Genomic DNA, 21,122 nt, shown 5'->3' with positions numbered 1-21,122 from the left:
TCCTAGAACTTGCCGTCGCGGCGCTGGAATCCGGTCGGCTTGTCGAGCAGGGGCCGGCCGTCGGCGACCCAGTCCGTCGTCAGGTCGATGAGCTCGGCGAGCGGCACGTCGGGATAGCCGAAGAGCCGGTGGCACAGCTGGGCGTTGGACAGCAGCGCGGTCGGCGCCTCGGTGCCGGTGAACACGGGTTCCCGGCCGAGCCGGGCGGCGACCGCGGTGGCCACCTGGCGGACCGAGACCAGCTCCGGCCCGGTCAGGTTCAGCACGAACGGTGGCGTCGCCGTGTGGTGCAGGGCGCGCAGGACGACCTCGTTGGCGTAGCCCTGCCAGACGACGTTGGCGTGGCCCATGGTGACGTCCACGGCCTCGCCGGCGTGCACGGCCCGGGCGATGTCGACGAGGACGCCGTAGCGCATCTCGACGGCGTAGTTGAGCCGGATGAGGGCCAGCGGGGTGTCGTGGCGCAGCGCGAAGTGGGTGAGGACGCGCTCGCGGCCCAGGCAGGACATGGCGTACTCGCCGACGGGCTGCACGGGCGTCCGCTCGACGCACCCACCGCTGGTCACCGGCACCAGCGGGTAGACGTTGCCGGTGCTGAGCGCCACCAGGCGGGAACCGGCGAACCGCTGCGCGACCCGGCCGGGCAGGTAGGCGTTGGTGGCCCAGGTGGCGTGCTCGCGGCCGGAGGTGCCGAACTTCGCGCCGACCAGGAAGACCACGTTCGCCGCGTCCGGCAGGGCGGTCAGCGCGGCGTCGTCGGCCACGTCCGCCTCGATCACCGTCGCGCCCTCGTCGCGCAGCGCGTCGGCCAGTCCCGCCTCGGAGAACCGGGAGACGGCGTACACCCGGGCGCCGGTGCCCGCCGCCGCCACACCGCGCAGCGCGAGCCGGACGAGGCTGGGCCCGAGCTTGCCACCCGCGCCGAGGACGAGGAGGTCCCCGTCGAGCTTGCGCAGGTCGTCCACGAGGACGTCCCGCGGGCGGGACAGCCACTCCTCCAGTTCCGCCACCGTACGCATGCCACCACACCCCTTCCGAAGTAACGGTCATGACCGTAACTTCCACCCGGAGGGGCGTCAAGGCGTGCCGCGACCGGATGACGCCCGGCGCGGCGTGGCGGGTCAGGCCACGGCGCGCGCCGAGGTGAGGATGCCCAGCACGGCACGGGTCTGCGCCCACGGCACGGGGCTCGGGGCGCCGCGCACCATGCCCACGAACGCGTCGATGGTGGCCCGGTAGCCGAGTTCGTCGGCGCCGCCGCGCAGCACCACGCGGCGCTCACCGGCGACGGTGTGGACGGTCACCTCGTACCCCTCATCCCCGCTCACGCCGAGCACCTCCACGACGCCGGGCACCCCGTCGTCCCACTGCACGGCCAGCAGCCCCGTGTCCTCCGAGCGCAGCCCCCGGTGCCGACGGACCGCGCCGGCCGCGCCGACCAGCCGTACCGCCGGGCCGAGCAGCGCGACGAGCAGCTCCACCCCGTGCAGGCCCATCATGACCAGCGTGCCGCCGCCGACCGCCGGGTCGTCCTGCCAGGGGTTGTAGCCGGTCGCCCAGAGGCCCACGTCGTGCCGCACCGTGGCGCGCACCGACAGGACCTCCTCGGGTGCCACCTCGAACGCGACGAACTCCGGCGCGAAGCGCAGCACCGAGGAGGTGAGCACTCGCTCCGGGGCCCGCGCCACGACACGTTCCAGGCGGTCGAGCTGCGCGGCGGTCGCCGCCGCCGGCTTGTTCACGAAGCAGGGCAGCTCCCGCGCCAGCACCAGGGCCAGCGCCTCCGGCACCTGCGGGGTGGGGACGGTGAGCACCACCCCGTCGGGATTCGTCGCGAGCAACGCGGCAAGGTCCGGGACCACGATGGCCTCCGGCTGCTCGGCCCGGAACCGCGCCAGCCGCTGCGGATCGGGCTCCCACACCACCAGCTCCGCGTGCTCGCGAAGGGTACGGGCGTCGGTGTACGGGTGACTGGTGGCGAGTCCGGCCAGAGCGATGCGCATGAGCGCAGAGGCTACTCATCCGGCCGCTCGCCACGCCAGCGCAGGTCAGGCCCGGTCAGCCGGTCCGGTCGAGCTGCTCCGGCCGCACCTCGTGGGCCAGCGGCTGTCCCCGCAGGAACCGTTCGATCTCGGTCACCACAATCGCGCCGGCCCGCCGTCGGGATCCGACGGTCCCGGCGGCCTCGTGCGGCGTCAGCAGCACGTTGGGCAGCCCGCGGACCGGGTGGTCGACCGGCAGCGGCTCGGCCTCGAACACATCCAGCGCCGCGTCGATCCGGCCGGAGCGCAGCACGTCGAGCAGCGCGGCCTCGTCCACCAGCACCGCGCGGGCGGTGTTGACCAGCAGCGCGCCGTCGGGAAGGAGGGCCAGCTCCCGCGCCCCGATCATCCCGACCGTCTCCGGCAGGACCGGCGCGTGCAGCGACACCACGAGGCTGCGGGAGAGCAGGTCGTCGAGGGCGACACGCTCGGCACCGAGGGCCCCGGCCTCGTGGTCGGAGAGGTAGGGATCGACGACCAGCACCCGCGCCCCCAGGCTCCGCACCAGGCCGAGGTAGGCGCGGCCCGTCCGGGACGCCCCGATGACCCCGACCGTCGCCCCGCGCAGCTCCCGGCGCGGCGGCGCGGCCTTGGCCGTCGCCCAGTCGACGCCGCCGCGCAGCGCGTGGTCGAAGCGGTGTACCCGGTGCAGCAGGGCGAGGGTCAGCGCGAGGGCCTGCTCCCCCACCGCGTACGCCATCGCGTCGCCGGCCTGGGTGACGCGGACCCCGTGGGCGAAGCTCTCGGGGGTGACGAACGGCTTCACGCTCGCCCCGGTGTGGGCGAGCAGGCGCAGCCCGGGCGCGGCCGCGAGGACCGCGGCCGTCAGCGGAGCGCAGCCCCATCCGGTGACGACGACGTCGGCGCCCCGCAGCAGCTCCGCCAGGGTCGCCTGGTGACCGACGTCCGCGCCCTCGGGCGGCAGCCGGACCTCCCCCAGCCGGCGCAGCGCCGCCCAGGTGTCAGGGTCGAAGAAGAGGTCGCGGACCTCCGGTGGCGCGGCCACCGCGATGACGCTCACCCCTTGATGCCCGTCGTCGAGACGCCCTCCTGGAAGTAGCGCTGCCCGACCAGGTAGGCCATGAAGATCGGCACGAACGCGACCACCGAGCCGGCGAGCAGCATGTTCAACGGCACGTTCTCCTGCTGGAGGGAGGCGATGCCGGTGGTGAGCGTACGCATGTCGAGGCTCTGGCCGACGATGAGCGGCCACAGGAAGTCGTTCCAGTGCCAGAGGAAGACGAACACCCCGAGCGTCGCCAGGATGGGCTTGATCAGCGGCAGGACGATCGTGACGTACACCCGCCACTCGGAGCAGCCGTCGAGGCGGGCCGCCTCGAACAGGGAGTCGGGCAGTGACGCGATGAACTGCCGCATGAGGAAGACCGCCTGGGCGTTGGCCAGGGTCGGGACGATCATGCCCCAGTAGGTGTCCACACCGTCGAGCTCGGAGATGATGATGAACGTCGGAATCATCGTGACGTGGTACGGCACCATCAGCATCGCCAGGAACGACCAGAACATCGTCTCCTTGCCGGGGAAGCGCTTCTTGGCGAAGGCGTAGCCGGCCATCGAGGCGAACAGCAGCACGCCGACCACCGACACCACGGCGTAGACGAGCGTGTTCCACATCCAGCGCAGCAGGCTCTTGGCGCCGATCACCTGGTCGTACGCCTCGGTGGAGAACGGCCACGGGAGCAGGCTGTCGGGGAAGGACACCGGACCGGTCGGCTTGAACGACAGCACGACCATCGCGTAGAAGGGGAAGAGCGTGACGACCGCGCCGACCAGCAGCAGGGCCGCGCGGCCGAGGCGCCAGCCGCGGCCGCCGGCGCCGACGCGGTAGGGGCGCCGGCCGCGGGCGGGCGTGTCGGGGGCCGTGGCGGCGGCGGGGGGCGTGCTGGTGACGGTCATTCTTCCCTCCCGAGCGTCAGCCGTTGGATCAGCGCCACGACGATCGTCATCACGAACAGGGCGACTCCGATCGCGCTCGCGTAGCCCAGGTCGAAGTACTTGAAGCCCTGGTCGTAGAGCAGGTAGACGAGGCTGTAGCTGGAGCGAACCGGCCCGCCCCCGGTCATCACGTAGATCATGTCGAAGACCTGGAACGACACGGTCGTCTCGATGATCGCCACGAAGAACAGGGCGGGACGCAGCTGGGGCAGCGTCACGTACCGGAAGCGTTGCCAGGCCGACGCGCCGTCGGTGAGGGCGGCCTCCTCCAGCTCGGCCGGGATGTCCTGCATCCGGGCGAGCAGGATGAGCATCCCGTAGCCGAAGCGCGACCAGACCGACACGAGGACCAGGGCCGGGACCACCAGTGCGCTGTCGGCGAGCCAGGACCCGGCGGGCAGGCCGAGCGCGCCCATCGCCCGCGACCACGGCCCACCCTCGGCGAAGACCCAGGTGAAGACCACCCCGGCGAGGACCAGGCTGGTCACCACGGGCAGGAAGAAGATGGATCGGAAGAGCTTCGCGCCGCGGAAGGCACGGCGGGTCAGCAGCGCCATGCCGAGGGAGGCCAGCATCGACAACGGTACGGACAGCGCGGTGAACAGGACCGTGACGCGCAGCGCCGACCAGAAGGTCGGGTCGTCGACGAGTCTGCGGAAGTTCTCCAGGCCGGTCCAGCTGGTGTCGCCGCCGATGGTGTAGTCGGTGAAGCCGAGGAACACGCCGGCGATCGCCGGCCCGAACCGGAACACGGTGAAGAGCAACAGGAACGGCAGGACGAACAGCAGCGCGGTGCCGGCCTCACGGGCGGACGGCCGGCGTGGCCGCCAGACCCGGCCCCCGGGCCGGGGTGGGCGCCGGACCCGGCTCCCCGGTAGTGCAACCATCTGAGAAACCTTTCTCGGCGGCTCGCGGTGGGTCGGTCGCCCACCGCGAGCCACGTGGGGATCAGCCGAGCAGCGGAGCGGCCGCCTTGGCCGCGTCGTCGAGCGCCTGCTCCACCGACTTCTTGCCGAGCAGGGCGGCCTGGATCTCGGGGAAGAGGACGCCCTGGACGTCGCGGGCCTTCTCGTGCAGCGGGCCGACGGTGCTGGCGGCCACCTGCTTCTCCTGCTCGCCCAGGAGGGGGTCGCCGGCGTAGAGCGTGCCGGTGGACTTGCGCGGCGAGAAGAAGTTGGAGGCGAGGTCGTACTTCTTGGTGTTCTCGGCGTTGGTCGCGAACGCGATCCACTTGCCGGCGGCGTCCTTGTCGTCGGCGCCCTTGAGCATCGACAGGGAGCCGACGGTGCCGTAGCCGATCTGCTTGGTCTCGGTGAAGTGCGGGACGGCCTGGATGTTCTCCTTGCCCCAGAGCTTCTCGACCTCGGCCACCGGCACGTGCCAGACGCAGCCGACCTTGCCCTGGCCGATGCGGGTCTGCTCCATGGGCGGGACGTTGGTGATGAGCGTCTTGTCGACGTAGCCGCCGTCGACGAGCTGCTTGACGAAGGTGAGCGCCTTCCGCCCGGCGTCGCTGTCGAAGGCGACCGACGTGCCGTCCGGGCCGAAGACGTCACCGCCGGCCTGCCACAGCAGGGGGTAGAAGGTCTGGTTCAACGTCTGCTTGGAGTCACCGGCGTAGGCGGTGATGTCGTAGCCCTTGGCCTTGAAGGCGGGAGCCATGGCGAGCAGGTCGTTCCAGCTCGTGGGGTAGGTCGCCTGGCCGACCGCGGCGAAGACCTTCTTGTTGCAGATCGGTGTGGCCGCGCTGGTGAGGATGGGCGCGCCCAGCATCTTGCCGTCGACGGTCACGGACCGCACCACGTTCTCGTGGTAGTCGCTCCTCGCCGCGTCGTCGAGGTACTTGTCGTTGGGCTCGATATTGCGGGCGTACTTCGGCAGCTGGTCCGGGATCAGGTAGACCACGTCCGGCCCCTTGTTGCCGGCGATCGCCGTCGCCAGCGCCTGGTCCCGGTTGGCCCAGGGGAAGATCTCCACCTTCACGTCGATGTCCGGGTTGGCGGCCTTGAACGCCGTGATGGTCTCGTCCCAGTGCGCGCGGTGTTGCGCCTCGTCGACGATCACCGGATATGTCCACATGGTCACGGTGGCCTTGCCGGAGCCACCGGAGTCGGAGCCGCCACAACCCGTGGCCGCGAGTGCGGCGACGAGCGCCACCGCGACGGCCGACAGGCTCTTGCGAACACGCATCTCGCATCCTTCCGGGGGAGTCAGGTTCGCAGTACATTAACTTACGGTCCGGGCCGATACTAGGGTCGAAAAGTATAGAGGTCGCATCGTTACTGTTCGTACGAATTCCTGGCCAGATCGATCCAGCCCCGTAATAGCGAAGGAATCCGATGACCGTCTCCCTCGCCGTCGTCGGCGCCGGAAACCGCGGCAGCACCTACGCCGGCTACGCCCTGCGATCCCCGGACCGCGCGCGCGTCGTGGCCGTGGCCGATCCGCGCGAGGCGCACCGCACCACGCTCGCCGACGCCCACGCCGTGCCGCCGCGGGGACGCTTCGACTCGTGGCGGTCGCTGGCCGCGCACCCCCGGCTCGCCGACGCCGTCGTGCTCGCGACCCCCGACCGCGAACACGCCGAACCCGCCGCCCGGTTCGCCGAACTCGGCTACCACGTGCTCCTGGAGAAACCGATCGCGCCGACGGAGGCCGAGTGCGTGGCGGTGGCCGAGGCGGCCGAGCGCACCGGCGTCCTGCTCGCCGTCTGCCACGTCCTGCGCTACACCCGCTACACCGACGTCGTGCGGCGGCACGTCGAGGCGGGCGCACTGGGCCGCGTCGTCGGCGTGGAGCACCTGGAGCCGGTGGGCTGGTGGCACTTCGCCCACTCCTACGTCCGCGGCAACTGGCGCCGCGCCGACACCTCCTCCAGCAGCCTGCTCGCCAAGTGCTGCCACGACCTGGACTGGCTGCGCTACATCGTGGACGACACCCCGGTGCGGGTCAGCAGCGTCGGCGGGCTGCACCACTTCCACCCCGGCAACCGGCCCGCCGGCGCCGCCGAGCGTTGCCTGGACTGCCCCGTCGAGTCGCGGTGCCCCTACTCGGCCGCCCGCTTCTACCGGGAGTGCCTGGCCGACCCCGGCCGGCACGAGTGGCCGCTGTCGGTGGTGACCCGCGAGTTGACCCCGGACGGCGTGACCGGGGCGCTGCGCGACGGTCCGTACGGCCGCTGCGTCTTCACCGGCGGCAACGACGTGGCCGACCACCAGACCGTCACCATCTCCTTCGCCGGCGGTGCGACCGCGACCCTCACGATGAGCGCGTTCACGCCCGGCGGCCACCGCCGCACCCGCATCATGGGCACCCACGGTTACCTGGAGGGCGACGGCGAGCAGGTCACCGTCACCGACTTCGTCACCGGGACCACGGTCACCACCGACACCCGGGCCGGTGGCGCGGACGCCGGGTCCGGGCACGGCGGCGGTGACCTGCGGTTGATGGCCGCGTTCGTCGAGGCGGTCGCCACCGGCGACCGGTCCGTGGTGCGGTCGGGGCCCCGGGAGTCGCTGGACAGTCACCGGATGGCCTTCGCCGCCGAGCGCAGCCGGCTCGCGGGCGGCGTCCCGGTCGCGCTCACCGCGCCCGACCCGTCGGCCGAGCGCGTACCGCGGCCCGGTGGGCCCGCGAGGCCTTCGCGCCTGCCGGTCGATGTCGAGCCCTCCGGGTAAGGGCGGCTCGCCGCCCGAGCAGCCCCGCTCTCCGGGGAGGGCGGGGCTGCTCCCCCGTTCGGCACTGCTGCCAGGGCGCGCGGAGGAACGCCGAAGACGCGGGCGCGGCCGGCGCGCCCGCGGCCGTGCGCGACCGGGCCCGGCGGCCCGTTGACCCGCGCGGGCCGCCCGAGACGTCGAGGCGAACACCGGCGGCGGCACCCGGCGGGCCGGTGGTTCCCCTCCGGACCACCGGTCCGCCGTGCTTGCCGGTGGGCAGGTCCCGCACTCCGCCGGGTGCGGGATTACGACAGAATCGGTCAAGCCCGTAATTACTCTAAGTGGACGTTCCGGGGCCCGTCAACGCACCGGCCCTCGGCGCCGACGGCCGGCGGTCGGTCACCTCGGCAGGCGCCGCGACACGGCGAGGACGGTCACCAGGGGCACGATCAGCAGCGTCGGTGCCCACGCGGGTTGGTGCAGGGCGAGCAGGGCACCGGCGGCGGCGCCGACCATGAGGGCCAGCAGGATCTCCGCCTTGGGTCGCAGCCGGTGCCAGGGGCTGCGCGCGGCGACGCCGCCGATCAGGGTGGTGAGGGTGCCGGTGAGGTACGTGGAGGACAGGCCCGGCACGCCGAACCGTTGGATCGCGCTGCTCTGCACACCCAGCGCCGCCGCCGACAGCATCAGCAGGGCGAGGTCGACGTGCTCCGAGTGTTCGGGCAGGTTGACCTCCCAGACCACGAGGAACACGGCGAAGAGCAGGAGCTCCAGCAGGAGGGCCCGGTTGACCGGGCGGGGCCAGACGGGGTCGTCCGGCTGGTGCACCCCGGCGAGGCGGGCACCCGCGAGCACACCGGCGATGAAGCTCACGATGGCCGCGCCGGCGGTGACGGCGAGTTCCGCGTTCCCCCGGCCCGCCGAGAGGCCGAGCAGGACCATGTTCCCGGTCATGACGCTGGAGAAGGCCCCGCCGAGCGAGAGGAAGCCGACCGCGTCGGCACTGCCGGTCAGGAAGGTGAGGACGACGACGAGGGCGTGCCTGCGGCGCAGGAGGATCTCCCGCTCGGTCGTTCGGGCACCGGAAGGACTCACGTCTGGCGGTGTATTCGGCACTGTCGGCCGCCCTTCACAGATTGTTCTTCGTATACGCTTTGCCGGCACGGTTCACGGAGAGGCGATAAGGGTGGCGGAAGACCTGCGGGGCAAGCTCGGCGCTCAACACCTGCCGCTACGCGACCAGGTCCTCGTCGCCCTGCGGACGGCCATCATCAACGGCGACTACCTGCCCGGCGAGCGGTTGACCGAGGACCGGCTGGCCGAGGACTTCGGCGTCTCGCGGAACCCGGTGCGGGAGGCGCTGCGCGTCGCGGAGGCGGAGGGTTTCGTCGTGATCCTGCCGCGCCGGGGTGCGGTGGTCGCCTCGCCGAGCAGCGGCACCATCGCCGACATGTTCGCCGTCCGCGAGCGTCTGGAGGCGCTGGCCGCCCGGCTGGCCGCCGAGCGGGCCACGGCGGCGGACGTGGCCGCGCTGCGGGAGTTGCTCGACCAGGGCCGCGAGGCGACGCAGCGGCAGGACCTGCGCCGGGTCGCCGAGCTGAACAGCGCCCTGCACCTGCGGATCCTCCAGATCAGCGGAAACCCCTGGCTGTCGTCGATCGCCAAGGCGTTGTACCTCCATGTGCAGTGGGTGTTCCGGTTGGGCGCCGCGGAACGCGCGCCGCACTCGTGGGCCGAGCACATCCAGCTCGTCGACGCCATCGAGTCCGGCGACGGGGACCGCGCCGAGCTGGCCGCCCTCGCCCATCTTGATGCCGCCTCCGCCGCGGCGTACGAGAACGCCGAGGGCGGGTACGGCGCGGCGGGTGGTCACCGGCCGCAGGCGTAGCCCTGCATGCCCCGCGGGTTGGCGCCGGCCGCGAGCACGCCGGTGGCCGGGTCGCGGGTCACGGCGCAGAGCCGGCCCAGGCTCCACGCGCCGGAGAGCCGCACCTCGTGCCCGTACGAGCGCAGCGTCGCCAGCACATCCTCGTCGAGCCGGTCCTCCACGACCAGGACGCCGGGTTCGATGTCCCGGGGGTAGAAGGACGCGGGCAGGCTCGCGGTGTGCCACATGGGCGCGTCGATCGCCTCCTGGAGCGACCGGCCCCCGGCGAGGTGCCGCAGCAGGAACAGCAGCTGCCACTGGTCCTGCTGGTCGCCGCCGGGAGTCCCGCACGCCATGACCGGCTCGCCGTCACGGTGCACCAGGGTCGGGCTCAACGTCGTCCGCGGCCGGCGGCCGGGAGCGAGCGACGACGCCAGCCCCTCCTCCAGCCAGAACATCTGCAGCCGGCTGCCGAGGGGGAAGCCCAGCTCGTCGATCGTGGGCGAACTCTGCAGCCAGCCGCCGCTCGGGGTAGCGGAGATCATGTTGCCCCAGCGGTCGACGACGTCGACGTGACAGGTGTCGCCACGGGTGACGCCGTCCGACCTGACCGTCGGCTCGCCCGTCGTGGGGTCGGTCAGCTCGGCGAGCCGTCCGGCACCGCATCGGGCATGGGCCGGCAGCCGGGGATCGAGCCCGTCGGGACGCCCGGGGCGCAGCTCCGCCGACGCCCGCTCACCGACCAGCTCGGCCCGCTCCCGGGCGTACTCGCGGGACAGCAGCGCCGTGGTGGGCACGTCGGCGCTGTCGCCGTACCACGCCTCCCGGTCGGCGAAGGCGAGCTTGAGCGCCTCGGCCTGCGCGTGGATACCCGCGGCCGTCGACGGGTCGTACACCCGGGGGTCGTCGAGCGCCTCGAGGACCGCCAGGGCCTGTAGCAGCACGGGGCCCTGGCCCCAGAACCCGGTCTTCGCCACCGAGTAGCCGTGCCAGTCGAGGGTGACCGGCTCCTCCCAGGTCGCCGAGTAGGCGGCCATGTCCGCGCCGGTGACGAGACCGGGGTGCGCGCGGCCGCTGGAGTCCTGGAACGGCCGCCGGCTGAAGCGGTCCACCGCCTCGGCCACGAAGCCTTCCCGCCAGGCCCGGCGGGCGGCCTCGATCTGGGCCTCCCGGTCGGCCCCGGCCGCCCGACCGGCGTCGACCAGCCGCCGCAGGGTCTCGGCGTACGCGGGGTTGGCGAACATCTCCCCTGCCCGCGGCGGCCGGCCGTCGCGGAGCCAGAGCTGCGCGGAGGTGGGCCAGTGCTCCTCGAAGAGCGCGCGGACGGCGGCCACGGTCTCACCCACCCGCGCCACGAGCGGGTGGCCGGAGCCGGCGTAGCCGATCGCCGGCTCCAGCACCTCGGCCAGGGAGAAGGTCCCGTGGTCGCGCAGCAGCAGCAGCCAGGCGTCCACGGCGCCGGGAACGGCCGCCGCCAGCGGGCCGGCGCCCGGCACGAGGTCCATGCCGAGGGAGCGGAAGTGCGCGATGGTGGCACCCGCGGGGGCGGGCCCCTGCCCGCACAGCACCTTCGGCGTCGGCTCCTGTGCGGTCGTCACGATGGCGGGCACCTCGCCACCCGGCCCGTTGAGGTGCGGCTCGACGACGTGCAGGACGAAGCCGGCGGTGACCGCGGCGTCGAAGGCGTTGCCGCCGCGTTCGAGGATGCCCATGGCGGCCTGGCTGGCGAGCCAGTGGGTCGAGGAGACCATCCCGAAGGTGCCCTGGAGGGTCGGCCTGGTGGTGAACGTCATGAGAGAACCTCGCTCGTGTCGGCGGCGCGTACGTCGGGCCGGGTGCCGTCCGGCTGGACCAGGTGGCAGGCGGCGACGCCGTCGCCGTACGGCACCAGCGCCGGGACCTCTTCGGCGCACCGGTCGAACGCGAGCGGGCACCGGGTGCGGAACCGGCAACCGGACGGCGGGTCGAGCGCGGACGGCAGGTCGTCGCCGAGCAGCACGGGCTGCCGCTGCCGCTGACGGACCGGGTCGGCCACGGGGGCGGCCGCCAGCAGGGCCTGGGTGTAGGGGTGCGCGGGCCTCGTGAAGATCTGCGCCCGCGAGCCGGTCTCGACGAGCTGACCGAGGTACATGACGGCGATGTCGTCGGCCAGGTACTCCACGGCGGAGAGGTCGTGGGTGATGAACAGGCAGGCGAAGCCGATGTCCCGTTGCAGGTCGGCGAGGAGGTTGAGCACCGACGCCTGCACGGACACGTCGAGTGCGCTGGTGGGCTCGTCGGCGATGAGCAGCATCGGTTCGGAGATCAGCGCCCGCGCGATGCTGACCCGCTGACGTTGGCCGCCGGAGAGCTCGTGGGGATACCGGCGCGCCACCTCCGCACGCAGGCCCACCCGGCCGAGTTCCGCGGCGACGCGGGCGTCGCGCTCGCGCCGGGAGACGCGCCGGCCCGACAGCCGCAGGGGCTCGGCCACGATGTCGCCGACCAGCATCCGGGGGTCCAGCGAGCCGGCGGGGTCCTGGAAGACGATCGACACGTCGCCGCGGTGGCGGCGCAGTTGCCGCCGGGTGAGGTGCGTGACGTCCGCGCCGGCGATCCGTACCGTGCCGCCGGTCGGCTTCACGAGCCGCACCACGCACCGGCCCACGGTGGACTTCCCGGAGCCGCTCTCCCCCACCAGCGCCGTGACCTGGCCCTTCGGGATGGTGAGGGAGACACCGTCCACGGCGCGGACCGGCCCGAAGTGCATCACCAGGTCCTCGATTTCGAGGGCGTTCGTCTGGGGGGTCATGCGCTCGTCTCCTCCGGCTGGGTGCGGGGCGCCGGGCAGGGGTGCCAGCAGGCCGCGAGGTGGCCGCCGGCCGTCGCACCGACCGCCTCCAGGGGCGGCGCGGCCTCCCGACACCGGGTGTCCGCGGCCGGACACCGGTCGGCGAAGGTACACGCGTCGGGCTGGGTGGACAGGACGGGGACGAGACCGGGGATCTCCTGTAGCCGCTGGCTGCCGGCGTGCACCCCCGGCGTGGGCGAGGCGGCCAGCAGCCCGGCGGTGTACCGGTGGTAGGGGTGGGCGAAGAGGTCCGTCACCTGCGCCCGCTCGACCACCCGCCCCGCGTACATGACGACGACGCGGTCGGCGATGTCGGCGATCACGCCGAGGTCGTGCGTGATGATGAGGATGGTGGTGCCGAGGCGGTCGCGCAGGTCCCGGAGCACCTGGAGGATGCCGGCCTGGACCGTGACGTCCAGGGCCGTGGTGGGTTCGTCGGCCACCAGGACCTTCGGGCCGCACGCCACCGCCATGGCGATCATGACGCGCTGGCGCATGCCCCCGGAGAGCTGGTGGGGATAGTTGTCGACTCGTGTCGCCGCGGACGGGATCCCCACCAGCGACAGCAGCTCCACGGCGCGGGCCCGGGCGGCGCGTCGGGACATGCGTTCGTGGACCTGCAGGACCTCGGCGATCTGGCGTCCCACGGTGAGCACCGGGTTCAGCGACGTCATGGGCTCCTGGAAGATGTAGGCGATCTCCTTGCCGCGGACGCGACGCAGCACCGACTCGCGGGTGCCCACCAGCTCGGTGCCCTCCAGCAGCACGGAGCCGGTGGTCCTGGCGCTGTCGGGCAGGAGACCGGCGATGCTCATGGCCGTGACGCTCTTGCCGCAGCCGGACTCCCCCACCATGCCGACGATCTCACCGGCGGCGAGGTCCAGGCTCACCCGGTCGACCGCCGAGACCGTGCCGCTCTCGGTGCGGAAGGTGACCGACAGGTCACGTACCCGCAGCACGGGCGCGCCGGCCGTGGCGACGTCGGGTCCCACCCGTTCGGCCGTGGTCATCGCCGGTCTCCCTTCGGGTCGAGGGCGTCCCGGAGGGCGTCGCCGAAGACGTTGAACGCCAGCGCCAAGCCCATGATCACGACGCCGGGCAGGACGGCCGCCCACGGGGCGCGGGCGGCGAACTGCTGGGCGGTGGCCAGCATGGTGCCGAGGCTGGGCGCCGGCGGCTGGATGCCCAGGCCCAGGAACGACAGGACCGCCTCGCCGAGGATCGCGGCCGGGATGGCGACCGTCGCCTGCACGAGGATCACGGAGGTCGCGTTGGGCAGGATGTGTCGGGCGAGAACCCAGAGGTCGCTGGCGCCGTCCACGACCGCCGCGGCTACGAAGTCGAGCGACTTGAGCCGCAGGGTGTCCGACCGCACCACCCGGATCACGCCCGGGATCTGCGCGATCCCGATGGCCACGGCCGCGTTGGTGAGGCTGGCACCGCGGATGGCGGCCAGGCCGACCGCCATGATCAGGAAGGGGAACGCGAGCAACAGGTCGGTGAAGCGGGAGATGACGGCGTCCCAGGCCCGGAAGTAGCCGGCCGCGAGGCCGAGCGGCACGCCGACGACCAGGGAGGTGGCCACCGCGAGCAGCGCCACCTGGAGCGACGCCCGCGCTCCCAGCATGATGCGGGACAGCACGTCGCGGCCGAGGTCGTCGGTGCCGAGCACGTGGCCGGGCGTGCCCGGCGGCGCGAACGTGTGGGCGAAGTCGGTCTGCTCGACCGCGTACGGGGCGAGCCAGGGCGAGAGCACGGCGATCGCGGCCGCCAGCGCGAGGACGACGAAGCTCACGACGGCGAGGGGGTTGCGCCGCAGCCGGCGCAGCACCCGGGCGCGGCGTGTGACGTCGGCGGCGGGCTCCGCCATCGGTACGGTGAGGACGGTCATGCCGGGTCCCCCGTCACGCGGATACGCGGGTCGATGACCGAGTAGAGCAGGTCCACGAGGAAGTTGATGACGATGTAGGCGGTGGCGGTGAGCAGGACGACCGCCTGGATCACGGGGTAGTCGCGCTGGAACACCGCGTCGATGGTCATCTTGCCGAAGCCCGGGAGCCCGAAGATCTGCTCGGTGACGACGGCTCCGGAGATGAGCCCGCCGAGTTGCAGGCCCACGATCGTCACCACCACGATGAGGCTGTTGCGCAGGGCGTGGCGGGTGACGACGGCACGCGGGCGCAGGCCCTTGGCCTTCGCGGTGCGGACGTAGTCCGACGAGAGCGAGTCGAGCATCGCCGACCTCGTCTGCCGCATGATGATCGCGGCGAGCCCGGTGCCGAGGATGACGGCGGGCAGGATGACGTGGTGCAGGTTGTCCACCGGGTCCTCCAGCAGCGGCACGAATCCGGAGGCCGGGAAGAGCCCCGTCGCCACGGAGAGGTAGAGGATCGCGAGCAGTCCGAGCCAGAAGTGCGGCACGGACAGGCCCACCAGTGCCAGGCCGTTGGCCAGCCACTCCGCCGGGTGCCCGCGGCGGACCGCCGCGAGCACGCCGGCGCCGACGCCCAGCGCCGCGGCGATGAGGATCGCCAGGAGCGCCAACTCGACCGTCACGGGCAGGGCGGTGGTGAGCATCGACGAGACCGGTATCCCGGTGCGGATCGACTCCCCGAAGTCGCCCTGCGCCACCCGCCCGACGTACTGCGCGAACTGGATCGGCAGCGGTTGGTCCAGGCCGTAGTGGTGCCGGATCGCCTCCAGCGCCTCCGGGGACCGGTCCTCGCCCGCGAGGGCGAGGGCCGGGTCCCCGGGGAGCGCGCGTACGCCGAGGAACACCACGACCGTCGACAGCAGCAGGGTCAGCGCCGACTGCCAGGCACGTGTGATGAGATACCGGGCCACGGGCGACCTACTTGGTGAATCCGGCGAAGGCGGCCCGGATCACGCCGTCCGGGAAGACCTGCAGACCCTGGATCTTGTTGGTGAACGCGGTGAGGTTGCGCTGCCGGTACAGGTAGATGAGCGCGTCGTCCTGCTGGAGGATCGTCACGGCCTGCCCGTAGAGCTTCCTGCGCTGCTCGATGCCGTTCGCCTGCCGGGCCTGGGTCAGCACGTCGTCCAGCTGAGGGTTGCTGTAGCCGGCGACGTTCTGGCTCGCGCCGGTGCCGACGAAGTTGGTGATGTTGGCGTCCGGGTCGATGCGACCGCTCCAGCCCAGTTGCAGCAGCTCGAAGTTGCCACGGTCCTGCTCGTCGAGGAGCGATGAGTACTCCACCGGGTTGATCTTGAGGTCGAAGCCGCCCTCCTTGACCATGGCCTGCAACGCCTGCGCGAGGCGCAGCGTGTCGGGGGTGTTCGACGCCAGCATCGTGACCGGGTACGGGGTCTGGACGCCGGCCTCGGCGAGCAGCTGCTTGGCCCTGGCGGGGTCGTGCGCGGGGCAGGTCTGCGCCTCGGGCGAGGAGAACGGGCTCGCGGGCGAGATCGGCGAGCAGGCCTCGGCGTGGATGCCGTTGAAGACCGCCTGCACCAGCGCCTTGCGGTCGATCGCGTGCTCGAATGCCTGCCGGATCTTGGCGTTCTGCGCGATGGGCCGGTTGATGGCCTTGGGCGGCGTACCCACGCCGTCGACGTTGCCGACGTTGAACGTGAGGCCCTGGTAGCCCAGCGACTGCGACTGCAGGACGGTGAGGGAGGAGTCCTGCTGCAGCGCACCGACGTCCTGGGTGGAGACGCTGTCGGCCACCTGTGCGTCGCCGGAGCGCAGGTTCGCGGCGCGGATGCTCGCGTCGCTGAGGATGCGCCACGTGATGGCGTCGAGATGGACCTTCGTGGCGTCGTAGAAGTTCGGGTCCTTGACGACCTCGATGGAGTTCTGCGGCACCCGCTTGGCGAACTTGAAGGGCCCCACGCAGACCGGCGCCGAAGCGAAGTTGTCGCCGAGGCTCTGCAGGGCGGTCGGGCTCATGACCATGCCGGCGCGGTCCGCGAGGGCGCCGACCAGGGGCGCGAACGGCTGCTTCAGGCGGATGACGACGGTCTGCGCGTCGGGCGTGTCGACGGCCTCGATGGGGCCGAGCTCGCTCTTGCGCGCCGACCGCGCGTTGGTCAGGTGACGCTCCAGGGTGGTCTTCACCGCGGCGGAGTCGAACGGCGTGCCGTCGGCGAAGCGTACGCCCTGGCGCAGCGGGATGGTCACCGTCCTGCCGTCACCGCTGGTGGTCGGCAGCGCGGTGGCCAGCTGCGGTACGACCTGGGCTTTCTCGTCCACGTCGTAGAGCTTCTGGCACATGGCCTGGAAGACGTAGCGCGAGTAGAGGCTGCGGGACAGGGTCGGGTCGAGCGCGTCGGGCTCCGCGGAGAGCGCGATGACGAGCGTGCCGCCGTCGCGCACCGCGGCCGGGTCGGCCGGCGTGCCGAACGAGTCCTCGCCGGTCGGCCGGTCTCCACCGGACCCGGTGCCGCCCCCGCTGTCCGACACCGGTGAGCAGGCGGCGACGGCGCAGGCCACGGTGACGGCGGCGAGCGCCGTCCGGAGTGGACGCAGCCTCGGTGGACTCGATCTGCGGAAGGGGAGGTTCGTCATCGAGAGCTCCTCTCGGGGGGCGATTCGGGGAGCGTATGTTGTATACGAAGCCGGCGCAAGACCTCCTTCGATGGCCGCGAAACCACCCAGCGTGCATGGCCGAACCGGGGCGAAGCGGGCGTTACCGGGTCAGCTCCCGCTACCGGTCACCTGCTCCGCGGCACGGCGGACGTCGTCCAGCAGGACCTCCATGTCGCGCCGGGTGGTGCGGTAGTTGAGCACGCAGCCGCGCAGCGCGAAGCGCCCGTCGACCGTCGCGTTCGAGAGGTAGGAGCTGCCGGCCTGTTGCAGCGCCACCATGATGCGCTCGTTGAGGCGGTCGAGGGCCGCCTCGTCGGCCTCCGTCCGTGACCCGGCTCGGGCCGAGGGAGGCAGGTAGCGGAAACAGAAGATCGAGAGCCCGACCGGAGCCAGCAGCTCGAAGTCTTCGCTCGCCTCCACGAGGTGCGCGAGGTGCCGGGCACAGTCGAGGTTGGCCTCGATGGCCTCCCCCACCGCCCGTGAGCCGGCGTGGGCCAGCAGCATCCAGACCTTGAGCGCGCGGAACCGCCGGGACAGGTCCGGGCCGTAGTCCCAGAACGCGAACGCCTCGGCCGGCTCGGTCTGCGTGACCCGGGTGTAGTCCGCGTCCAGGCTGAACGCGCCCCGCGTCGCGTCGGGATCGCGGTAGACGAGGCAGCCGCAGTCGGCGGGCAGATAGAGCCACTTGTGCGGGTCGAGCGCGATCGAGTCGGCCTCCGCGAGCCCGTCGAAGAGGGGGCGGGCCGACGGCGCGAGGCTGGCGAAGCCGCCATAGCAGGCGTCGACGTGCATCCACAGCCCGTATCGCCGGGCGACGGCGGCGATGTCGGCGATCGGGTCGACCGCGCCGGTGACCACCGTGCCGGCGGTCGCCACCACGCAGAGCGGCTCGGCGCCCGCGGCCCGGTCCTCCTCGATGGCGCGCACGAGTGCGTCGACGTCCATCCGGAAACGGTCGTCGACGGGGACCTCCCGGACGTTCGCCCGGCCGATGCCGAGCAGCGCGGCCGCCTTGTGGATCGAGTGGTGCGTCTCGGTGGTGACGTAGACGCGCAGCGGCGCGGGGTGGGCGCCGGCGCCGTGCGCCGCGACCGTGTCGCCGCAGTGGCGGTGGCGGGCGGCGGCGAGGGCGGTGAGGTTGGCCATCGAACCGCCGCTGGTGAAGAGGCCGCCGGCCGAGGAGTCGCAGCCGAGCGCCTCCTTGATCCAGTCGATGGTGACGTGCTCCAGCTCCGTGGGGGCGGGCGCCGACCGCCACGCGGGCAGGTTGGCGTTCAGCGCCGACGCGAGAAGGTCGGCGACGGAGGCGACCGCGGTGCCGGGCGCGGAGACGTACCCGAAGAAGCGGGGGTGACCGTTGTGCCGGGTGCCGGGCACGATCACGTCGCGGAAGACGTCGAGCAGGTCGGTGAAGTCACGACCCTCGACGGGGAGCGGCTCGGCGAGCCGCTCCCGCAGGGCGGCGGCGGAGGTGCGCGGCGCGATGGGCAGGTCCCGGATCGAGTCGTGGTAGGCCGCGACCCACTCCACGGCCCGCGCGCCCATCTCGCGGATCCGGGCGGCCGACGGGTCCAGCGGGGAGTCGCCGCTCCCCTGCGCGGGCGAGATCGAATTCATGGGCCCGGAGGGTAGCGGGTCCCTACGACGTCGTGGTGCCCCCGCGACGGTGCCGCGTCAGCCCGTCGGGTACGTGTCCAGGAGGCCGCACATGCCGTGGCGGCCGCGCTCGTGCGGCGCACCGACGTGGTGCACCTCCGCCTCGGCCAGGTGCGGCGCCTCCCCGCGGGCCAGGGCGTCGAGCTGGTGGCCGGTCTCGGTGGCCGCCCGCATCGCGCCGCCCAGCCACCGCTCCCGCCAGGTGTCGACGAACGGGCGGACCAGCCGGACGGCCGCGGTGTGGAAGTCGCGCAGCGGGCCGAGGTCACCGTTCACCGTGGCGGCCCGCAGCCGCACGAATCCGCGCACGGCGAGGTCACGCCGGGCGTACGCGGCGGTTAGGTCCGTGCCGGGTGCGCCACCGCCGGGCAGGCTCGTGGCGGCCGCGTACGCCGCCGCGTCGGTGAGGTGCTCCGGTGGCAGCGTCAGCACGGCGTCACCCGCCTCCGGCAGGCCACTGTTCTGCATGAGCACGACGATCCGCAGGCCGCCGTGGTTGACCAGCCGGTGGATGGTGCCCGGGCCGAACCAGACCACCGCACCGGGGCGCAGGGGCGTCTCCCGGTAGCCGGAGAGGGTCAGGGTCTGCACGAGCCCGGCCCCGGCGGCCACCACGTACGCCTCCGCGCAGCACAGGTGCAGGTGCGGCGTGCCGCCGATCTCGCCGTCGGGCGCCACCGTGTCGTAGACGCACAGGCGGGAGACGCCCACGCCGCCGGGCAGCGGCGCGGCGGGCGCGGCGTGACCGCTCATTCGGCCGTCCTCTCAGTGGTTGGCGCCGGCGCCGAGCAGAGCGCGGATCTCCGCGGCGAGGCGGTCGAACCTTCCGTCCGACATCACCTGCACGTAGTCGCGCTCGGGCGGGATGTCGACCGGGAAGGTGCGGACGATCCGGCCGGGCCGGGGGCTCATCACCTCGACCCGCGTGCCGAGGAAGACGGCTTCGGCGATGGAGTGGGTGACCAGCAGGACGCTCGTGCCGGTGTCCCGCCAGATGCGGTTCAGCTCGGTGTTGAGCTGCTCGCGGGTCAACGCGTCGAGCGCGCCGAACGGCTCGTCCATGAGCAGCACCGGCGGGCGGTGCAGCAGTGCGCGGCACAACGCCACCCGCTGCTGCATGCCGCCGGACAACTCGTGCGGCAACGCCTTCTCGAAGCCGGTCAGGCCGGTGAGGGCGATCAGCTCGTCGGCCCGGCGTCCGGCCGCCGCCCGGTCCAGGCCGCGCATCTCGGCCTGGAGGAGGATGTTCCGTCGTACGCTGCGCCACTCCAGCAGGGCGGGTCGCTGGAACACGAAGCCGATGTCCTGCTGTGGTCCGCGCACCGGCTTGCCGAGCAGGGTGACCGCGCCGCTGGTGGGCCGTACCAGACCGGCGACGACCTTGAGCAGGGTGGACTTGCCGCAGCCGGACGGGCCGACGATGGTGACGAACTCGCCGGGCTCGACGCGCAGGTCGATGTCCTCGACGGCGGTGGTCCGGGACCGCTTGGACTGGAAGCGGACGGTCAGGCCGCTGATGTCCACGGCGGTGCCGGTCAGGGTCGCGGGCACGGCGGTCACCCCTCGTTGCCGTAGGAGCCGTCCCAGTACGTCGAGGCGCCGCCCCCGTCCTGGAGGCCGGCGTACCGGGTCATGAGGTCGATCGTCTCGGTCCACTTCGCCTCGGGGTTGACGCCCGGCCGGCCGCCGGCGCCGATCTCGAGCAGGGGCACCGCCAGCGTGAGCTGCTCGACCAGCACCTGCTTGTCCGGTTCGTTCTCGGCCAGTTCGGCCATGGCGTCCGTGGCGCCGGTGATGTCCCCGGCCGCGTCGGTCCACGACTTCTGGGTGGCGCGGGTGAACGCGCGGACCAGCTCCGGGTCCTCCTTCAGGGTGTCGTCGTGGACCACGAGACCGGTGCCGAGCATGTTCATGCCCCAGTCGGCGTAGAGGAGGTAGTCGACGTCCTTGCCGGTGCGGGCCTCGATCGTCGGTGCCTGGTCGTGGAAGAAGCCCTGGATCGCGTCGACCCGGCCCTCGGCCAGCGCGGCGATCTTGCCCGCCGCGTCGAGGTTGACGACCTTCACGTCCGACTCGGACAGTCCGTTGGCCTTCAGCCAGGCGGGGAAGGTCGCGTAGATGGCGTCGCCCGGAGTGCCGCCCACGGTCTTGCCCCGCAGGTCGGCCGGGGACTTGATGCCCTCGTCGGCGAGGAACTCGATGGAGGCCGGCCCCTTCTGGAGGAAGACGCCCACGCTCTTCACCCGCATGCCGCTGGCGATGCCCTTGAGCAGGGGCGGGGTGTCGGCCCAGCCGAAGTCGGTCTGCCGCTGCGCGACGGCCTGGATGGTCTTGCCGGAGCCGCCGCCGGGGCTGATCGTGAGGTCGATGCCCTCGGCGTCGTAGTAGCCCTTCTTGAGGCCGTAGTAGAAGGGCGCGTGCTCGCCGTAGGGCACCCAGTTGAGCGTGAGCGTCACCTTCTTCTTGCCGTCGGCGGTCGTCGGGCGTTCGCCGCCGCTGCCGCAAGCGGCTGCCGAGACCGTCAGCAGGAGCGCGACGGCCGTGATCACGAGACGTCTCATGGGTGATG

Annotated in this window: 19 protein-coding genes; 2 read left to right on the top strand and 17 right to left on the bottom strand. The window is 72.6% G+C overall.

What is annotated here, in order from left to right:
* Positions 1-2: 2 nt before the first annotated feature.
* The 6 genes from SM573_RS18250 to SM573_RS18225 form a co-directional block, all read right to left on the bottom strand.
* The gene (locus SM573_RS18250; protein ID WP_474616663.1) at positions 3-1,019 is read right to left on the bottom strand and encodes an NAD-dependent epimerase/dehydratase family protein; all 1,017 of its coding nucleotides are present in this window, start codon (positions 1,017-1,019) and stop codon (positions 3-5) included.
* 102 nt (positions 1,020-1,121) lie between these two features.
* Positions 1,122-2,003, bottom strand: a complete 882-nt coding sequence (locus tag SM573_RS18245) for a Gfo/Idh/MocA family protein (RefSeq protein ID WP_474609769.1) — start codon at positions 2,001-2,003, stop codon at positions 1,122-1,124.
* A gap of 55 nt (positions 2,004-2,058) precedes the next feature.
* On the bottom strand, positions 2,059-3,063 hold the full coding sequence (locus SM573_RS18240; protein WP_474616662.1) for a hydroxyacid dehydrogenase: 1,005 nt from the start codon (positions 3,061-3,063) through the stop codon (positions 2,059-2,061).
* Positions 3,060-3,956, bottom strand: coding sequence for a carbohydrate ABC transporter permease (locus SM573_RS18235; RefSeq protein WP_474609771.1), 897 nt, complete (start codon positions 3,954-3,956; stop codon positions 3,060-3,062). Before SM573_RS18235 ends, SM573_RS18240 begins: the two co-directional genes overlap by 4 nt.
* A complete protein-coding gene (locus SM573_RS18230) occupies positions 3,953-4,882 on the bottom strand; it encodes a carbohydrate ABC transporter permease (RefSeq protein ID WP_474609772.1) in 930 nt (309 codons plus the stop codon). Before SM573_RS18230 ends, SM573_RS18235 begins: the two co-directional genes overlap by 4 nt.
* 61 nt (positions 4,883-4,943) lie before the next feature.
* Positions 4,944-6,185 carry an ABC transporter substrate-binding protein gene (locus SM573_RS18225; protein ID WP_474616661.1) on the bottom strand — a complete coding sequence of 414 codons (1,242 nt, stop codon included), beginning with the start codon at positions 6,183-6,185 and terminating at the stop codon, positions 4,944-4,946.
* A gap of 149 nt (positions 6,186-6,334) precedes the next feature.
* Here SM573_RS18225 and SM573_RS18220 point away from each other — a divergent pair, with 149 nt between their 5' ends.
* Positions 6,335-7,672: a Gfo/Idh/MocA family protein gene (locus tag SM573_RS18220; RefSeq protein WP_474616660.1), complete on the top strand. Its 1,338-nt coding sequence runs from the start codon at positions 6,335-6,337 to the stop codon at positions 7,670-7,672.
* A gap of 378 nt (positions 7,673-8,050) precedes the next feature.
* Here SM573_RS18220 and SM573_RS18215 read toward each other — a convergent pair whose 3' ends face one another.
* Positions 8,051-8,746, bottom strand: a complete 696-nt coding sequence (locus tag SM573_RS18215) for a DUF1275 family protein (RefSeq protein ID WP_474609775.1) — start codon at positions 8,744-8,746, stop codon at positions 8,051-8,053.
* 91 nt (positions 8,747-8,837) lie between these two features.
* Between SM573_RS18215 and SM573_RS18210 the strand changes: the two genes are divergently transcribed.
* On the top strand, positions 8,838-9,539 hold the full coding sequence (locus SM573_RS18210; protein WP_474609776.1) for a GntR family transcriptional regulator: 702 nt from the start codon (positions 8,838-8,840) through the stop codon (positions 9,537-9,539).
* Here SM573_RS18210 and SM573_RS18205 read toward each other — a convergent pair.
* The 10 genes from SM573_RS18205 to SM573_RS18160 form a co-directional block, all read right to left on the bottom strand.
* A complete protein-coding gene (locus tag SM573_RS18205) occupies positions 9,521-11,311 on the bottom strand; it encodes a gamma-glutamyltransferase family protein (RefSeq protein WP_474616659.1) in 1,791 nt (596 codons plus the stop codon). The two genes, SM573_RS18210 and SM573_RS18205, sit on opposite strands and share 19 nt — an antisense overlap.
* Positions 11,308-12,309 carry an ABC transporter ATP-binding protein gene (locus SM573_RS18200; protein WP_474609778.1) on the bottom strand — a complete coding sequence of 334 codons (1,002 nt, stop codon included), beginning with the start codon at positions 12,307-12,309 and terminating at the stop codon, positions 11,308-11,310. Before SM573_RS18200 ends, SM573_RS18205 begins: the two co-directional genes overlap by 4 nt.
* Positions 12,306-13,358, bottom strand: a complete 1,053-nt coding sequence (locus SM573_RS18195; protein ID WP_474609779.1) for an ABC transporter ATP-binding protein — start codon at positions 13,356-13,358, stop codon at positions 12,306-12,308. Before SM573_RS18195 ends, SM573_RS18200 begins: the two co-directional genes overlap by 4 nt.
* Positions 13,355-14,239 (bottom strand): ABC transporter permease, encoded by an 885-nt coding sequence (locus SM573_RS18190; RefSeq protein WP_474609780.1) that lies wholly within the window; start codon positions 14,237-14,239, stop codon positions 13,355-13,357. The genes SM573_RS18195 and SM573_RS18190 overlap by 4 nt, the downstream gene beginning before the upstream one ends.
* A complete protein-coding gene (locus tag SM573_RS18185; RefSeq protein WP_474609781.1) occupies positions 14,236-15,192 on the bottom strand; it encodes an ABC transporter permease in 957 nt (318 codons plus the stop codon). Before SM573_RS18185 ends, SM573_RS18190 begins: the two co-directional genes overlap by 4 nt.
* Positions 15,193-15,199: 7 nt before the next feature.
* Positions 15,200-16,876: an ABC transporter substrate-binding protein gene (locus SM573_RS18180; protein WP_474616658.1), complete on the bottom strand. Its 1,677-nt coding sequence runs from the start codon at positions 16,874-16,876 to the stop codon at positions 15,200-15,202.
* A 129-nt stretch (positions 16,877-17,005) separates the two neighbouring features.
* The gene (locus tag SM573_RS18175) at positions 17,006-18,514 is read right to left on the bottom strand and encodes a pyridoxal phosphate-dependent decarboxylase family protein (RefSeq protein WP_474616657.1); all 1,509 of its coding nucleotides are present in this window, start codon (positions 18,512-18,514) and stop codon (positions 17,006-17,008) included.
* A gap of 57 nt (positions 18,515-18,571) precedes the next feature.
* Positions 18,572-19,306, bottom strand: coding sequence for a cupin domain-containing protein (locus SM573_RS18170; RefSeq protein WP_474616656.1), 735 nt, complete (start codon positions 19,304-19,306; stop codon positions 18,572-18,574).
* Between the two features lie 12 nt (positions 19,307-19,318).
* On the bottom strand, positions 19,319-20,104 hold the full coding sequence (locus tag SM573_RS18165) for an ABC transporter ATP-binding protein (RefSeq protein ID WP_474616655.1): 786 nt from the start codon (positions 20,102-20,104) through the stop codon (positions 19,319-19,321).
* A 5-nt stretch (positions 20,105-20,109) separates the two neighbouring features.
* Positions 20,110-21,114: an ABC transporter substrate-binding protein gene (locus SM573_RS18160; RefSeq protein ID WP_474616654.1), complete on the bottom strand. Its 1,005-nt coding sequence runs from the start codon at positions 21,112-21,114 to the stop codon at positions 20,110-20,112.
* Positions 21,115-21,122 lie beyond the last annotated feature (8 nt).

The organism is Micromonospora xinjiangensis, assembly GCF_056150165.1.
This window is presented reverse-complemented; position numbering and strand designations above follow the sequence as displayed.

What these genes read in the sequence shown, in the direction of transcription:
- SM573_RS18225 (WP_474616661.1), bottom strand. Translation starts at nt 6,185, where the DNA reads ATGCGTGTTCGCAAGAGCCTGTCGGCCGTCGCGGTGGCGCTCGTCGCC.
- SM573_RS18250 (WP_474616663.1), bottom strand. Translation starts at nt 1,019, where the DNA reads ATGCGTACGGTGGCGGAACTGGAGGAGTGGCTGTCCCGCCCGCGGGAC.
- SM573_RS18190 (WP_474609780.1), bottom strand. Translation starts at nt 14,239, where the DNA reads ATGACCGTCCTCACCGTACCGATGGCGGAGCCCGCCGCCGACGTCACA.
- SM573_RS18245 (WP_474609769.1), bottom strand. Translation starts at nt 2,003, where the DNA reads ATGCGCATCGCTCTGGCCGGACTCGCCACCAGTCACCCGTACACCGAC.
- SM573_RS18235 (WP_474609771.1), bottom strand. Translation starts at nt 3,956, where the DNA reads ATGACCGTCACCAGCACGCCCCCCGCCGCCGCCACGGCCCCCGACACG.
- SM573_RS18230 (WP_474609772.1), bottom strand. Translation starts at nt 4,882, where the DNA reads ATGGTTGCACTACCGGGGAGCCGGGTCCGGCGCCCACCCCGGCCCGGG.
- SM573_RS18175 (WP_474616657.1), bottom strand. Translation starts at nt 18,514, where the DNA reads ATGAATTCGATCTCGCCCGCGCAGGGGAGCGGCGACTCCCCGCTGGAC.
- SM573_RS18200 (WP_474609778.1), bottom strand. Translation starts at nt 12,309, where the DNA reads ATGACCCCCCAGACGAACGCCCTCGAAATCGAGGACCTGGTGATGCAC.
- SM573_RS18180 (WP_474616658.1), bottom strand. Translation starts at nt 16,876, where the DNA reads ATGACGAACCTCCCCTTCCGCAGATCGAGTCCACCGAGGCTGCGTCCA.
- SM573_RS18195 (WP_474609779.1), bottom strand. Translation starts at nt 13,358, where the DNA reads ATGACCACGGCCGAACGGGTGGGACCCGACGTCGCCACGGCCGGCGCG.
- SM573_RS18170 (WP_474616656.1), bottom strand. Translation starts at nt 19,306, where the DNA reads ATGAGCGGTCACGCCGCGCCCGCCGCGCCGCTGCCCGGCGGCGTGGGC.
- SM573_RS18205 (WP_474616659.1), bottom strand. Translation starts at nt 11,311, where the DNA reads ATGACGTTCACCACCAGGCCGACCCTCCAGGGCACCTTCGGGATGGTC.
- SM573_RS18160 (WP_474616654.1), bottom strand. Translation starts at nt 21,114, where the DNA reads ATGAGACGTCTCGTGATCACGGCCGTCGCGCTCCTGCTGACGGTCTCG.
- SM573_RS18220 (WP_474616660.1), top strand. Translation starts at nt 6,335, where the DNA reads ATGACCGTCTCCCTCGCCGTCGTCGGCGCCGGAAACCGCGGCAGCACC.